This is a genomic window from Streptomyces sp. NPDC048349, from assembly GCF_040651925.1.
In the GTDB taxonomy this organism is placed as follows: Bacteria; Actinomycetota; Actinomycetes; order Streptomycetales; family Streptomycetaceae; genus Streptomyces.
Map to the genome: position 1 here is coordinate 44,628 of NZ_JBEZLA010000033.1, position 13,254 is coordinate 57,881.

Below are 13,254 nucleotides of genomic sequence, written 5' to 3' on the forward strand. Positions count from 1 at the left end.
CCGCCGCGCGCCCCCCCCCCCCCCCCCCCCCCCCCCCCCCCCCCGCCCCCGCGCGGCGGCCGCCGCCCCCCCCCCGGGCCGCGCTGTTCAAGACATTCGAAAAAGCGGGGGACGACGCCGCCGAGGAGAAACGGTGATCAGGTCCGCAGCAGCCGGCTGAAGAAGGACCGGTACTTCTGCAGGGCCAGCCGCAGGTCCTCGGTGGCTACCTCTTCGCCCTGCTGCCACTGGCCCTCGAGGTCCTTCTTGTGTGCGGAGAAGGTTCCGGCGAGGGTCTGCATGACCTCGGCGACCAGGCCGTCGGCGTCGCGCACCGCGCCCTGGGGGTCGTCCACGAAGCGGGCCTGGATCTCACCCCAGGTCTTCTGGTATTCCTCGGCCTCCTGCTGCGGGAGCAGTGCCTCCTCCTCCTGGGATCCGCCTTCGGGGACGGACGCGGTCGTCCCGGTGGCCGCGCCCTCCCCGTATGCGGACTCTTCCGCATCGGTGAGGTCCGCTTCCTGCCGCATCTGGTCGCGGTCCTCCTCGCGGCTGCCGTACGGGTCGTCGGCGGTGGCCTCACCCGGGTAGAGCGGCGGCGATTCACTGCCCCCTGCCTGGGCGAGCTGTTCGGTGGTCAGGGCCTGTTCTTCCGTCCGGCGTTCTTCGTCCTTGTGCATCTGGGGTCACCTCGCCGTTCCGACCAGTTCGTCGAAGAGCGCGCGGTAGTGGACCATGGCCCCGCGCAGCTCTTCGGTGGTTGCCTGCCCTTTGCTGCTGCGGACGTTGATCTCGTGTGCGGCACGGTAGTGCTCGAGGGTGCGTCCGTGTTCGACGGACAGTTCGCGCAGCTGTTGTTCGTAGCCCTCGGTGGGGTAGCCGCGGTCGCGCATCACATGGGTGATGAGTTCGTCCGCCTGGGAGACGGCGCCTTCCGGGCGGTCGACGAAGCGCTGCTGGACGGTGGTCCAGGCGTCGGCGTAGCGGTCGCGTTCCTCGGGGGGCAATTCGCGGATGTCGAGGTCGTCGTGGCGGGCCTGGCGGTCGCGGAGTTCGTTTTCCGCGGCGCGCCTGCTGCCGGTGTGTTCCACGGTCCGTTCGTATTCCGGGCCGAACCGTTCCTGGAGCCGGCGCCGTCGCTGGTACATCCAGGCGGCGATGCCGGCCAGGATCAGGACGACGGCGACCGGGATCAGAACGGCGAGAAGTGTGCTGGTGGACATCAATCCTCCGCAGGGCCGTCTCTGTCTGGCGTTCCGGTGTTCGACGCCCCCGCGTCTGCCCTGAACCCAGCCCTCTCAAACGGATCCGTGTGCCTGTCCACGACCGGCCGAAGGTCCCGGATGCGGCTAATCTGAAAATGCGGTAATGCGGTAATGCGGTAACTCAGCACGACCCGGAGGGCCCCATGATCGTCCTCGGCATCATCCTGCTCGTCGTCGGCTACGTGGTCGGCATCAGCATTCTGTGGACCATCGGGATCATTCTCGTGGTCATCGGCCTCATCCTGTGGATCCTCGGGGCGGTCGGCCGCGGGGTCGGCGGCCGCCGGCACTACTGGTAGGGACGCTGCGGCAGCCGGTGCCCCGGCGGCGTTCCCCAGGGGGCGTCACCGGGGGCCCCAGGGCGCGTCACCGGGGCGGGAGCGCCGTGCGCAGGGCGGACCGGTCCTCGTCCCAGGCCTCGCGGATGTGCGCGGCCAACCGGTCCTCCAACAGGACCGTCGCCATGCAGCCGAACGCGACGTCCGGCTCCAGGCCGGGCTCGTCCTCGAGCAGCCCGCCGATCACCTCGCGCCGTACGACCTGCTCGTGCACGGCGTCGGCCTCGACGTGCTCCGCGTAGAAGTGCTCGGCCGCGGGCCCGGCGCCGCACCGGCGCATGGCCTTCGCGAGGCGGCGGGAGCCGGGGGAGGAGGTGACCTCGACGCAGGCGAAGTGGCCCACGAGGGCTCCGCGCAGGGCCCGGTGCAACCCGAAGAGGGACATCAGGTTCACCGTCGCCAGCAGGGGCGCGGGGGCGTGGTCGAGGTAGTGGCCGTACGTGGTGTCCAGGCCCAGGTCGGACATGAGATCCGCGAAGAGCCGGGCGTGGATGCGCGCGGCCCGGCCGGCGCCGAACTCGTCGTACTCCACGGCGACCATGCCCGCCTTGGCCCGCCCGGTCAGACGGGGGATGACCCACACGTGCGGGTCGGCCTCCTTGAGGTGGTACAGCGAGCGCAGGGCCGCGTACTCGCGCAGCTGCCAGAGCTCGCCCTCGGTCTCCAGCCGCCGGCTGAGGCTGCCCGTCAGGTCCACGGGCTCGACCAGGAGGGGCCCGAAGGCCTCGTCCACGGTGCGCGGTGCCTCGCGCAGGTCGCTCCGCAGTGCGTGCAGCATGCGCGTCTCCAGGGCCTGCCGCAGCCGCAGGAGGTCGGGGTCCCATTCCCGGTCGTCGTCGACGCCTTCGAAGCCCCGGTAGTGGAGCTCGTACAGGAGGTAGAGCGCGAGCTGCACGTCCTCGCCCCACGGGTCGGCCTTCAGGATGCACGCGGCGGTGCCCGAGGGTGGCAGACCGGTGCGCAGGGCCTGCACCACGGCCTCCGAGAGCGGTCCGCGTCCGCGGACCAGCGCGGGGCCGGGGGTGAGGGTGTCGGCAGTGGTGGCCGGGCCGTACGACGTCATCGGGACTTCCTGTCCTGGGGGTCGGGCTGTGCGCGGGGGCGGTGGCTGGTGTCGCACCAGGGGTAGGCGCGGCTGCGCCGGCAGGTGCACAGGGCGACCACGAACCGGTCGGAGCGGGCCACCGTCCCGTCGTCGAGGACGACCTCCACCGGGCCTTCGACCAGGACGGGACCCTCCGGGTCCACGGCCACGCGGCGGGCCGTGTCGCGGGGGCAGGGCTCTGCGGCGGGTCCCCGGGCGCCGCTAACGGGATTCGGCACGGACGATCACCAGTTCCTCCTGCGTCTCGCCCTCGGGGACGAGGCCGTGTGCCTCGAGCCAGGACCGCCGGGAGCGCAGGACCGGGCCCCAGGGGACCGAGGCCCGCAGCGTCACCTCCGCCGACAGGCCGGCCCTTTCCAGGTGCTCCACCGTGGTGGCGGCCCCGCACAGGCCGGAGTGCACCATGAGGAGGACGCCGCCGGGGCGCAGCAGGGCCGGGGCCCGCGCGCAGATCCGGTCGATGACCTCCCGTCCGGCGAGCCCGCCCTCCCAGGCCCGCTGGGCGCCGTGCGTCGGTAGCCCGGCGTCCGGTGAGGGGACGTAGGGCGGGTTGGCCAGGATCAGGTCGAAGCTCCGGCCCCGGGCGCCGGCCTCGAAGTCCCCGTGCACGACCGTGAGCGGCACACGCCGCCGCAACGCGTTCAGGCGGGCCGTGACGACAGCGGGCCAGGAGACGTCGACCGCGGTGACGCGGGCTCCTCGCGCGGCGGCCAGGAGCGCGAGAGCGCCCGTCCCGGTGCCGATGTCCATCACGTCGGTGCCCGGTCCCAGCTCTTCGCGCCCGAGGGCCTCGGCGAGGAGCCTGGTGTCCCCTTGGGGCCGGTAGACGCCGGGCGGCGCGAAGAGCGCGGTCGGGGGTTTTCTCGTGGTCACGGCAGCAGTCGCCGGCATCCGCGTACCTCCTGTTCGACCGGGCCCGGGGTGGGCGCGGTGGGCCGTCACGGGGGCGGCTACCCGGCCCGGACCGCTCTACTCCGTCGCGCAGCCGATCATCGGAGGAACGGGTGCAGCAGGGACGCGCACCGTCCCCACCCCGTCTGCCAGGGCAACCTTCTGCGTGTCGCAGGCCGCCGCGTGCGGCCGTGCTCATGGCCACGAGGACGGCGTTCAGCGGGCCGGGCACTTCCTCCAGGAGAAGTGGTACCTGGTACTGGTACTGCCGTCGGTCGAGTCCATCGACAGGAAGCTGGTCGTCGCGGCCGTATCGGACGTCCCGCCGTCCACCAGCAGTTCCGTGTCGATGGTGAAGTTCCGCTGCTCGCCGCACGGCACGTGCACGACGGCCCCGACCGGCGGCGCGTCCGTCGTCTGCCAGGCGTCCACCACAGGGCCGTGGAAGGTGTGGCTCCTGCTCGGGGCCTTCCCCGTGCCGTCGAAGGAGTAGCCGGCCGTCTGGGTGCCGCGCGCTCCCTTCCGCAGGTCCGCGAAACCGCGGTAGTCGGCCCGGGAGACGGCGTAGGTGAAGCCCTGCGGGCCGTGCACGCGCAGACTGAGCCGGCAGTCCCTGCGGAAATCGGCCGGCCCCGCGTCCTTGCCCACCTGGGCGAGGTACTCGCTGTACGTCACGGTGAAGGCCGTGCGGTCCGGCGCGACGGCGACGGCGGCGCTGCCCGGCCGGCACCCCGAGCCGTCGACGGACAGCAGTTCGATGGTCACGGGGCCGTCCGGTACGGGAGCCAGGTGTGTCGTCGCCCCGGCGGAGGGTACGGGGACGGCGGCGGCGAGCGCTGTGGCTGCGAGGACGGCGAGCGTGCCGCCGAGGGCGCGTGCCGGTGTGGCAGGGGGGTGCGGGGTACGGATCATGCCGTGATCAACGACACCCGGCCGCCGCCGCAACGTCCGGTCGCACACCGGTGCGGAGCGCGGCCCGCACCGGCGCGTGCTGCGATCACCGCAGAGCGCGGTGCGGGACTGTGAAGCGAGACCCGACGGGAAGGGGTGGCCGATGGCATGGCTGGTGACGGCCGCGGGCGCGGCCTTGGTGCTGCTGATGCTGCGGGACGTGTTCCACACGCTGTGGCACCCGACGCGCCACGGAGGGCTGAGCCGTCTGGTGATGACGGTGATGTGGCGGTCGTCGTCCTTCCTCAACTCCCGGCGCACCGCGGCCGGCCTCGCCGGGCCCCTCGCCATGGTGTCCGTCGTCGCGTTGTGGGCGCTGACGGTGGCGGTGGGATGGGCCCTGATCTACTGGCCCCACATGCCCGGCGCGTTCCTGTACGCGGGGGACCTGCGGCCCGGCGAGCATGCGGGCCCGCTGGACGCGATGTACGTCTCGCTGGTCACGCTCGCCACGCTCGGGCTCGGTGACATCGCACCCGCCGAGGGCTGGTTGCGGGTGCTCGCACCGTTGGAGGCGCTGGTCGGCTTCGCGCTGCTGACCGCGACGGTCTCGTGGATCCTCGGCGTCTATCCGGCCCTGGCCCGCCGCAGGGCGCTGGCACTGCGGCTCTCCCACCTGTCCCGCACCCACCCCTCGAAGGAGCAGGTGGACTCCCCGGCGGGGGCGGCCATGCTGGACAGCCTGGCCGCGGCATTCTCCGTGACGGCGGTCGACTTGCTCCAGTACGCGGAGTCCTACTACTTCCACGACGGCGAGGACCGCATCTCCCTCGCCCGCCAGATCGGCTACGCCCTGGACATCGCCGAGCAGGCTGCGGCGGCCGAGCACCCCGACGTGCGGCTCGCGGCCGAAGTGCTGCGCACGGCGCTGGAGGACCTCGCCGACGTCCTGGACGAGCGTTTCCTGCACACCCGGGGCACGCCCGGGCACGTCCTCGAAGCCTTCGCCCGGGACCACGGACTGCAGTCGGGCAACCGGGACCGCTCCCGGCGATGCCCTCCCGGCGATGAGCAGTGAGCAGCCTTCCACGGGGCTGTCTGCCGCAGTTCATTCCGGCCGGCCCCGCGCACGCGCAAGCGGGGCCGGCGCGCCCCGGCGCCGGACCCCGCTTCTGCTCGGCCGCGTGGCCGGTCAGCGTCTGCGGCCCCGCCCGCGGGCCGCCCACCGGTCGCCGACGCCGGCGACGTGCAGCGCGAGCGCGGCGAGACCGATCAGCATGAAATTGGTGGAACTGAACACGTCGTTGGTGGCGATGTGGGCCGCGTTGATCAGGAACGCGATGAAGAACAGCACTGCGGAGGCGATGCCCAGCACGGTCGAGCCCCTTTCGGTCGGTGACTGCCGTGTTCCCCCCGGAGGCCAGGACATGAGTCGCCTCTCCGGCGCATTGTGCGGCGCGCCCCTCGCGCCGGTCCGGGACGTGGCCTCGTAGCCTGGCGCGATGCGTCAGCACGATCTTGTCGTCATCGGTGCGGGATCCGGCAACGCCGTCATCGACGACGCCTTCGCCGGTCTCGACGTGGCCATCGTCGAGGAGAGGTGGTTCGGCGGAACCTGCCTGAACGCGGGCTGCATCCCGAGCAAGATGCTCGTCCACACCGCCCACGTGGCGCGGACCGTCAGCGAGGCCGCCACGTACGACGTCGACGCGGAGCTGGTCGCCGTGCGCTGGCGGGCCATGCGGGACCGGGTGTTCGAGCGGCTGGACGCCGAGCGCGAGCAGGGCCGCCGCGACCGCCGGGCAGCGGACTTCGTCACCGTGTACGAGGGGAGGGCGCGCTTCACGGGCCCCCGGGACCTGCGGATCGACGGCCCGGAAGGCACCGTCGACGTCACGGCCCGGCAGATCGTCATCGCCGTCGGCGGCCGTCCGTCGGTGCCCCCGCCCGTCGTCGGCTCCGGGCTGCCGTACGAGACGTCCGACACGGTCATGCGGATCGACGCGCCGCTCCGCCGCCTGGCCGTCCTCGGCGGCGGGTACATCGCTGCCGAGCTCGCGGAGGTGTTCGCCGCGGCCGGCAGTTCCGTCGTCATCATCGAGAAGGAGGAGCGCCTGCTCGGCCCCCAGGACGCCACGGTCGCCGAGCGGTTCACCGAACTGGCCCGTACCCGCTACGACCTCAGGCTGGGCCGGGAGGTCACCGCCGTCGGCGGCCGTCCCGGCGCGCTGCGGCTGGATCTCGACGACGGTTCGACGGTCGAGGCGGACATGCTGCTCGTCGCCGTGGGCCGCAGGCCCAACAGCGACCGGCTGGACCTCGACGCCGCCGGTGTCGCCACCCATGACGACGGCCGCATCGTCGTCGACGCGTACCAACGCACCACCGCGGAGGGCGTCTTCGCGCTCGGGGACGTGTCCTCGCCGGTGCCGCTCAAGCACGTGGCCAACCGCGAGGCGCAGGTCGTCGCCCACAACGTCCGCCACCCGGACGACCTGATCACGGCCGATCACGAGCTGGTCCCCGCGGCCGTCTTCACCCGCCCGCAGATCGCCTCGGTCGGCGCCACCGAGCAGGAGTGCCGCGACCGCGGGCTGGACTTCCTGGTCGGCGAGGCACGGTACGCGGACGTCGCCTACGGCTGGGCGATGGAGGACACCACCGGCTTCTGCAAGGTGCTCGCCGAACGCGGCACCGGCCGCCTGCTCGGCGCCCACCTCATGGGCCCGCAGGCCCCCGCCCTCATCCAGCCCCTCGTCCTGGCGATGACCCTCGGCATCGACGCGGCCACCCTGGCGAAATCCGCGTACTGGATCCACCCGGCACCCACCGAGCTCGTCGAGAACGCCCTCCTGGACCTCGGCCTGTGACGACGGGTACGGGGGCCTGGGCCAAAGGGAGTCTCCGGCTTCGCGGAAGGTTTCACCGGACCTGATCGCGGCAAGGCGCCCCTTATGGTGCGAATCGGATACACGATGATGACCGAGCAGGCCGGACCGCGCGAACTGGTGTCCCACGTGGTCGGTGCGGAGCAGGCGGGGTTCGACTTCTCCGTCATCTCCGACCACTTCTTCCCCTGGCTGGAAGAGCAGGGACACGCGCCCTACGCATGGAGCGTCCTGGGCGCGGCCGCGCAGGCGACGTCCCGGATCCCGCTCATGACGTACGTGACCTGCCCCACCTTCCGCTACCACCCCGCGGTCGTCGCGCAGAAGGCGGCGACGATGCAGATCCTGTCCGGCGGCAGGTTCCGTCTGGGACTGGGCTCGGGGGAGAACCTGAACGAACACGTCGTCGGGGCCGGCTGGCCGGCCGCCGAGGTGCGGCTGGACATGCTGGAGGAGGCCGTCGACATCATCCGGCGGATGTTCGACGGGGAGAGCGTGAACCACCACGGCGCCCACTTCGACGTCGAGGACGCGAAGCTCTGGGACCTGCCCGACCAACCGCCCCCGATCGGGATCGCCGTGTCCGGACCCCGCTCCTGCGAGCTCGCCGGCCGGTCCGGCGACCTGGTGATCGGCACGGAGCCGAAAGCGGAGCTCCTGCAGCAGTTCGACGCGCACGGCGGCGCCGGCAAGCCGCGCGTGGGCCAGCTCCCGGTCTGTTACGACCCGGACCGCGACGCCGCCGTGGCCCGCGCCCACGAACAGTTCCGCTGGGCGCTCGGCGGCTGGAAGGTCAACGCCGAACTCCCCGGCCCGGACGCCTTCGACCAGGCGTCGAGCTTCACCCGGCCCGAGGACGTCGCCAAGGAGATCCCGTGCGGCGACGACGTGGACGCCTTCGTCGAGGCGGTACGCCCGTACACGGAGGCGGGATACACCGAGGTCGCGCTCGTGCAGATCGGCGGCGACCAGCAGCAGCCCTTCCTGGAGTGGGCCCGGGCCACCCTGCTGCCCGCCCTGCGGAGCCTGTGAGGACGGCCGGTTCCCGAGGAGGACGCGGCACCGGACGGCAGCCGATTGGCGGCAGGACTTCGGGACACAAGGACGATCGTGTGGAAACTACTTGTGCCCGCTGTCCTCGGCCTGCTCGCCGTGGCCGCCGCCGTCGCCGCCGTCCTGGCCTCGCCCTGGTGGGCGACCGCGGCCGCCCCCCTGCTCGCCCTCACCCTGGTGGCCGTCCACGACCTCGTGCAACGACGGCATTCGATACTGCGGAACTATCCGGTGCTCGGCCACCTCCGCTTCGCGATGGAGGCGCTGCGCCCGGAACTCCAGCAGTACTTCATCGAGCGGAACTTCGACGGCCGGCCCTTTGACCGCGACACCCGCAGCATCGTCTACGAACGCGCCAAGGGCACCGACGCGGAAGAGCCGTTCGGCACCGAACTCGACCTCTACGGGACCGGCAGCGAGTACCTCGTCCCGTCCATGGCCCCCCGACCGGTGTGCACCACCCCGCCCCGGGTCCGCATCGGCGGCCCCGACTGCACCCGGCCCTACGACATGGCCCTGCTCAACGTCTCGGCGATGAGCTTCGGCTCGCTGTCGGCCCGCGCGGTACTCGCCCTCAACACCGGCGCACAGCTGGGCGGCTTCGCCCACGACACCGGCGAGGGCGGCCTGTCGGAGTACCACCTGCGCCCGGGCGGGGACCTCGTCTGGGAGATCGGCACCGGATACTTCGGCTGCAGGACGGACGAAGGCGGCTTCGACGAGGGCAAGTTCGCCGAAAAGGCGGCGCTCGAGCAGGTCAAGTGCGTCCTGCTGAAGATCAGTCAGGGGGCCAAACCCGGCATCGGAGGCGTCCTGCCGGGCGCCAAGGTGAACGCGGAGATCGCGAAGGTCCGCGGCGTCCCGCAGGGTGAGACCATCATCTCGCCGCCCTTCCACCGCGTGTACTCCACACCGCGCGAGCTGGTGCGCTTCCTGGCCCGGATGCGCGAGCTCGCCGGCGGCAAACCCGTCGGGTTCAAACTCTGCGTCGGATCGCGCCGCGAGTTCCTGGCCGTGTGCAAGGCCATGCTGGAGGAGGGCAGCACCCCGGACTTCATCGTCGTCGACGGTGCGGAGGGCGGCACCGGCGCGGCGCCGCTGGAATTCGCGGACCACGTCGGCCTGCCGCTCGGCGAGGGGCTGATGGCCGTGCACAACGCCCTCGTGGGCGTCGGACTGCGCGACCGCATCCGCATCGGGGCCAGCGGCAAGGTCGCCACCGGCAGCGACCTCGTCAAACGCCTGCTCCAGGGGGCCGACTACACCAACGCCGCGCGCGCCATGATGTTCGCGATCGGATGCATCCAGGCCCAGCGCTGCCACACCAACACCTGTCCCGTCGGCGTGGCCACCCAGGACGAGCGGCGCGCCCGCGCACTGGACGTCGCCGACAAATCGCAGCGCGTACGGCGCTACCAGCAGGCCACGGTCGAGAGCGCGCTCCAGATCATGGCCTCGATGGGCGTCGACGATCCGGGCGGGCTGCGGCCGCACATGCTCCTCCACCGCGTGGACGCGCACACCGTCCGCTCCTACGCCGAACTCCACACCTGGCTCACCCCGGGACAGCTCCTCGCGTCGGCGCCCGCCGAGTGGGCATCCGACTGGCAGGCGGCCGACCCGGACCGCTTCACCCACTGACCCGGCACCCGCACCGAGGGGGCCGCACCGGACCGAGGGGTATTCCTGTGGCACGCACCGTCGCCCACGTCATCGTCGACGCACTCAAGGAACTGGGCGTCCAGCACGTCTTCGGAGTCGTCGGAGACGCCTTGAACCCGCTGACCGACGCGATCCGCACCACCGACGGGGTCGACTGGGTCGGCTGCCGGCACGAGGAGGCGGCCGCCTTCGCCGCCGGAGCACAATCCCAGCTCTCGGGCACCCTCGGGGTGTGCATGGGCACGGTGGGACCGGGCTCCGTACACCTGCTCAACGGGCTCTACGACGCCGCCAAGAGCCGCACCCCCGTCCTCGCGATCTGCGGGCAGGTGCCCCTCGCCGAGATCGGCAGCGACTACTTCCAGGAAGTCGACAACGACCTGCTCTTCCGCGACGTGGCCGTCTACCGCGCCACCGTCACCTCGCCGGAGCAGATGCCGCGGATGCTGGAGTCCGCCGTACGCGCAGCCGTCAGTCACGGCGGAGTGGCCGTCCTGACCGTGCCCGGCGACCTGGGGGACCAGGAGCTCGCCGACGACCGCCCCACACGGTTCGCCCTCGACCGCCCCGTCACGCGCCCGGACGATCCGGCCCTCGCCCAGGCCGCCGAACTCCTGAACTCCGCCTCCCGCGTCACGCTGCTCGTCGGCCGGGGAGCCCGCGACGCCCGCGCCGAAGTGCTGCGGACCGCGGAGCTGCTCGCCGCGCCCATGGTGCTCACCCTCAAGGCCAAGGAAGGCTTCGAGGACGACAACGCCTTCCAGGTGGGCCAGACCGGCCTGATCGGCAACCCCGCGGCCGCCCACGCGCTCGACCACGGCGACGCGCTCCTCATGCTGGGCACCGACTTCCCCTACCGCGACTGGTACCCGAAGGACTGCAAGGTCGTCCAGATCGACACCCGGGAGGAGAACTTGGGCCGCAGGGTGCCCGTGGACGTGGGCCTGGCCGGGGACGTGGGAGCTACGCTGCGGGCCCTGCTGCCGCTCCTTCGGGAGGCACCCGACCGGTCCCACCTGAAGGACGCGCTGGAGCGGTTCGCGCACTGGCAGGAGGGGCAACAGCGGCTGGCCGACCCGACCCACGAACGCCGATGGACCGGCAAGCTGCGGGCGGCCCTGGACAACAGGGACCACCAGATCCGCCCCGAGGCCCTGGCCGCCGCGGTGGACAGGTACGCGGCCGAGGACGCCGTCTTCACCTCCGACACCGGTATGGCCACCGTCTGGCTCTCCCGCTTCGTCACCATGCGCGGCAACCGCCGCCTCATCGGCTCCTACAACCTCGGCTCGATGGCGAACGCCATGCCCCAGGCCCTCGGAGCACAGCTGTGGGCCCCCGACCGCCAGATCGTCGCCTTCTGCGGCGACGGCGGCCTGAGCATGCTGCTGGGCGACCTCATGACGATCAAGACGTACCGACTGCCGGTGAAGCTCGTCGTCTTCGACAACCGCCGCCTGGGCATGGTCAAGCTCGAACAGGAACAGGCCGGCCTGCCCGAGTTCGGCACGGAGCTCGACAACCCCGACTTCGCGGCGGTGGCCGCCGCACTCGGCCTCACCGGCATCCGCGTCACCGACCCGGCCCAACTCCACGACGGCGTACGCCGGGCGTTCGAGACTCCGGGACCGGTGCTGCTGGACGTCCTGACCAATCCCGAGGAGGTGGCGGTGCCCGGGAAGCCGACCGTGGGCCAAGGGTGGGGCTTCGCCATCGCCAAGATCAAGGAGATCCTCCCGAGCGGAGAGGGCTGACGGACCCTGCGGCCCCGCACGCGTGACCGGCGGCATTCCGGGTACCCGCGCAGCACACCCAACGGGCCGTCAACGCCCCGCGCAGAGGCGGGCGTTGCGGACAGCGGCACACGCGGCTCCGCCCGTGAGCGCGCAACGTACCCGCAGGTCTCTCGAAGGCCTCGGAGGACTGGAAGGAAAGGCCTCCTCATGACGATGACGCAGTCACGCGGCAGAACGTCCCTCCCCACCCCGGCAGAGCTCCGTCGGCAGATCGCCCACGCCCGCGTGGAGCTGGGGCGGATCGTCGACATGCTGGCCGCCAAGGCCGACGCAGCTGAGCGGCCCCACGGCAGGACCGCCGCCGTCACGGCGCAGGCCGCGCGGGTCGCCGGCCGGGTACGGGACACGGCCGTACACGTCGGGCGGCTGGTGGAGGACAAGACCCCCACCCCCGTCCGGGCGCACCTCGCCTCCGCACGGGGGGCGGCCGGCCGGTCCGGAACCACGGCCCGGACCCGCCGCACCGCGTGGACAGGGGTCGCAGGGGCGGTGGCTTTCGCCCTGCTCGCCCGGCGGAGCCGGCGGGCGCGTCGAGCGCGGCTCCAGAAGTGAACGCACCCGGTCAGGGAGGCGTCACGCGGGGCGGCGGCGGGGACGGGCGGGACGAGACCGTCGAGGAACGCGCGGACCGGCAGTGGCAGGAGCTCATCCAGGAGATCCGCGTCGCCCAGACCGGCGTCCAGATCCTCTTCGGATTCCTGCTCACGGTCGCCTTCACCCCCGCCTTCCACGGGCTCGCGACGACCGACAAGACGATCTACATCGTGACCGTGGTCCTGGGCTCGCTCGCGACGGGCGCACTCATCGGACCGGTCGCCTTCCACCGCATCGTCTCGGGCCGGCGCATCAAACCCGAGGCGGTCGCGTGGGCCGCGCGCCTCACCTTCACGGGCCTCGTCCTGCTGCTGGCCACCTGTACCGCGGCCCTCTTCCTCGTGCTGCGGGTCGCCACCCACAACGCCCTCGTGCCGTGGCTGGTGGCAGGCGTGCTGGCCTGGTACCTGCTGTGCTGGTTCGCGCTGCCCCTGTGGGCGCGGGTGCGCGACACCGGGAACCGAAACGACGGCGGGCGAACCGTCTGAGGAGCAGGTGGCGGGGTAGTCGCTGGAGACCGGCACCACCCGAGGAGGTCGACATGACGGCTCAGGACAAGTCCCGGCGTCACCCGCGCACCACCCCGTCCGAGGCGGTGGGCGAGAGCGGGGACCGTGAGGCCCGGCAGCAGGCGGACGACGCCGTCGTCGGCCGTTCGGGCGACACGGATGCCGCGGGCCACGAGGCCAAGCGCCAGCGCCCGGGCATCGGCCGCGAGGAGCAGGCCCGCCCCGACCCGCAGGGCCGGCGGGAGTCGGGCGGTACGAAGCACTGAGCCCGGCGCGGACCGGT

At 72.4% G+C, this 13,254-nt stretch carries 16 protein-coding genes; 9 read left to right on the forward strand and 7 right to left on the reverse strand.

The window, feature by feature from the left end; all coding sequences use genetic code 11:
- Positions 1-137 precede the first annotated feature (137 nt).
- Together AB0D44_RS19305 and AB0D44_RS19310 are read right to left on the reverse strand one after the other, a co-directional pair.
- The gene (locus tag AB0D44_RS19305) at positions 138-659 is read right to left on the reverse strand and encodes a hypothetical protein (RefSeq protein WP_362592131.1); all 522 of its coding nucleotides are present in this window, start codon (positions 657-659) and stop codon (positions 138-140) included.
- 6 nt (positions 660-665) lie between these two features.
- Positions 666-1,202: a hypothetical protein gene (locus tag AB0D44_RS19310; RefSeq protein WP_362592133.1), complete on the reverse strand. Its 537-nt coding sequence runs from the start codon at positions 1,200-1,202 to the stop codon at positions 666-668.
- Positions 1,203-1,387: 185 nt separating this feature from the next.
- Here AB0D44_RS19310 and AB0D44_RS19315 point away from each other — a divergent pair, with 185 nt between their 5' ends.
- On the forward strand, positions 1,388-1,543 hold the full coding sequence (locus AB0D44_RS19315) for a DUF6131 family protein (RefSeq protein ID WP_362592136.1): 156 nt from the start codon (positions 1,388-1,390) through the stop codon (positions 1,541-1,543).
- A 67-nt stretch (positions 1,544-1,610) separates the two neighbouring features.
- On the opposite strand, the gene AB0D44_RS19320 is transcribed toward AB0D44_RS19315, so the two are convergent.
- The 4 genes from AB0D44_RS19320 to AB0D44_RS19335 form a co-directional block, all read right to left on the reverse strand.
- The gene (locus tag AB0D44_RS19320; RefSeq protein WP_362592138.1) at positions 1,611-2,645 is read right to left on the reverse strand and encodes an iron-containing redox enzyme family protein; all 1,035 of its coding nucleotides are present in this window, start codon (positions 2,643-2,645) and stop codon (positions 1,611-1,613) included.
- Entirely contained in the window at positions 2,642-2,836 is a 195-nt protein-coding gene (locus AB0D44_RS19325) for a CDGSH iron-sulfur domain-containing protein (RefSeq protein WP_362592233.1), read from the reverse strand. Before AB0D44_RS19325 ends, AB0D44_RS19320 begins: the two co-directional genes overlap by 4 nt.
- A gap of 52 nt (positions 2,837-2,888) precedes the next feature.
- On the reverse strand, positions 2,889-3,578 hold the full coding sequence (locus AB0D44_RS19330; RefSeq protein ID WP_362592141.1) for a HemK2/MTQ2 family protein methyltransferase: 690 nt from the start codon (positions 3,576-3,578) through the stop codon (positions 2,889-2,891).
- Between the two features lie 216 nt (positions 3,579-3,794).
- On the reverse strand, positions 3,795-4,490 hold the full coding sequence (locus tag AB0D44_RS19335; protein ID WP_362592144.1) for a DUF4360 domain-containing protein: 696 nt from the start codon (positions 4,488-4,490) through the stop codon (positions 3,795-3,797).
- A gap of 142 nt (positions 4,491-4,632) precedes the next feature.
- On the opposite strand from AB0D44_RS19335, the gene AB0D44_RS19340 reads away from it, so the two are divergent.
- Entirely contained in the window at positions 4,633-5,547 is a 915-nt protein-coding gene (locus AB0D44_RS19340) for a potassium channel family protein (protein ID WP_362592147.1), read from the forward strand.
- Between the two features lie 114 nt (positions 5,548-5,661).
- On the opposite strand, the gene AB0D44_RS19345 is transcribed toward AB0D44_RS19340, so the two are convergent.
- Complete coding sequence (locus AB0D44_RS19345; protein WP_362592149.1) at positions 5,662-5,844, reverse strand: hypothetical protein; 183 nt, start codon at positions 5,842-5,844, stop codon at positions 5,662-5,664.
- 127 nt (positions 5,845-5,971) lie between these two features.
- On the opposite strand from AB0D44_RS19345, the gene AB0D44_RS19350 reads away from it, so the two are divergent.
- The 7 genes from AB0D44_RS19350 (at position 5,972) to AB0D44_RS19380 (ending at position 13,237) form a co-directional block, all read left to right on the forward strand.
- Entirely contained in the window at positions 5,972-7,339 is a 1,368-nt protein-coding gene (locus AB0D44_RS19350; protein WP_362592151.1) for a mycothione reductase, read from the forward strand.
- 84 nt (positions 7,340-7,423) lie between these two features.
- Positions 7,424-8,389, forward strand: coding sequence for an LLM class F420-dependent oxidoreductase (locus AB0D44_RS19355; protein ID WP_362592154.1), 966 nt, complete (start codon positions 7,424-7,426; stop codon positions 8,387-8,389).
- A gap of 78 nt (positions 8,390-8,467) precedes the next feature.
- Complete coding sequence (locus tag AB0D44_RS19360) at positions 8,468-10,051, forward strand: FMN-binding glutamate synthase family protein (protein WP_362592157.1); 1,584 nt, start codon at positions 8,468-8,470, stop codon at positions 10,049-10,051.
- Positions 10,052-10,098: 47 nt separating this feature from the next.
- On the forward strand, positions 10,099-11,826 hold the full coding sequence (locus AB0D44_RS19365; RefSeq protein ID WP_362592160.1) for a thiamine pyrophosphate-dependent enzyme: 1,728 nt from the start codon (positions 10,099-10,101) through the stop codon (positions 11,824-11,826).
- A 189-nt stretch (positions 11,827-12,015) separates the two neighbouring features.
- Complete coding sequence (locus AB0D44_RS19370; RefSeq protein WP_362592163.1) at positions 12,016-12,420, forward strand: hypothetical protein; 405 nt, start codon at positions 12,016-12,018, stop codon at positions 12,418-12,420.
- Positions 12,417-12,950 (forward strand): DUF6328 family protein, encoded by a 534-nt coding sequence (locus AB0D44_RS19375; RefSeq protein WP_362592165.1) that lies wholly within the window; start codon positions 12,417-12,419, stop codon positions 12,948-12,950. The genes AB0D44_RS19370 and AB0D44_RS19375 overlap by 4 nt, the downstream gene beginning before the upstream one ends.
- A gap of 53 nt (positions 12,951-13,003) precedes the next feature.
- Positions 13,004-13,237 (forward strand): hypothetical protein, encoded by a 234-nt coding sequence (locus tag AB0D44_RS19380; RefSeq protein ID WP_362592168.1) that lies wholly within the window; start codon positions 13,004-13,006, stop codon positions 13,235-13,237.
- Positions 13,238-13,254 lie beyond the last annotated feature (17 nt).

Coding starts and splice junctions, on each gene's coding strand:
- AB0D44_RS19310 (WP_362592133.1), bottom strand. CDS start 1,202: ATGTCCACCAGCACACTTCTCGCCGTTCTGATCCCGGTCGCCGTCGTC.
- AB0D44_RS19330 (WP_362592141.1), bottom strand. CDS start 3,578: ATGCCGGCGACTGCTGCCGTGACCACGAGAAAACCCCCGACCGCGCTC.
- AB0D44_RS19315 (WP_362592136.1), top strand. CDS start 1,388: ATGATCGTCCTCGGCATCATCCTGCTCGTCGTCGGCTACGTGGTCGGC.
- AB0D44_RS19370 (WP_362592163.1), top strand. CDS start 12,016: ATGACGATGACGCAGTCACGCGGCAGAACGTCCCTCCCCACCCCGGCA.
- AB0D44_RS19355 (WP_362592154.1), top strand. CDS start 7,424: ATGGTGCGAATCGGATACACGATGATGACCGAGCAGGCCGGACCGCGC.
- AB0D44_RS19305 (WP_362592131.1), bottom strand. CDS start 659: ATGCACAAGGACGAAGAACGCCGGACGGAAGAACAGGCCCTGACCACC.
- AB0D44_RS19340 (WP_362592147.1), top strand. CDS start 4,633: ATGGCATGGCTGGTGACGGCCGCGGGCGCGGCCTTGGTGCTGCTGATG.
- AB0D44_RS19380 (WP_362592168.1), top strand. CDS start 13,004: ATGACGGCTCAGGACAAGTCCCGGCGTCACCCGCGCACCACCCCGTCC.
- AB0D44_RS19320 (WP_362592138.1), bottom strand. CDS start 2,645: ATGACGTCGTACGGCCCGGCCACCACTGCCGACACCCTCACCCCCGGC.
- AB0D44_RS19335 (WP_362592144.1), bottom strand. CDS start 4,490: ATGATCCGTACCCCGCACCCCCCTGCCACACCGGCACGCGCCCTCGGC.
- AB0D44_RS19350 (WP_362592151.1), top strand. CDS start 5,972: ATGCGTCAGCACGATCTTGTCGTCATCGGTGCGGGATCCGGCAACGCC.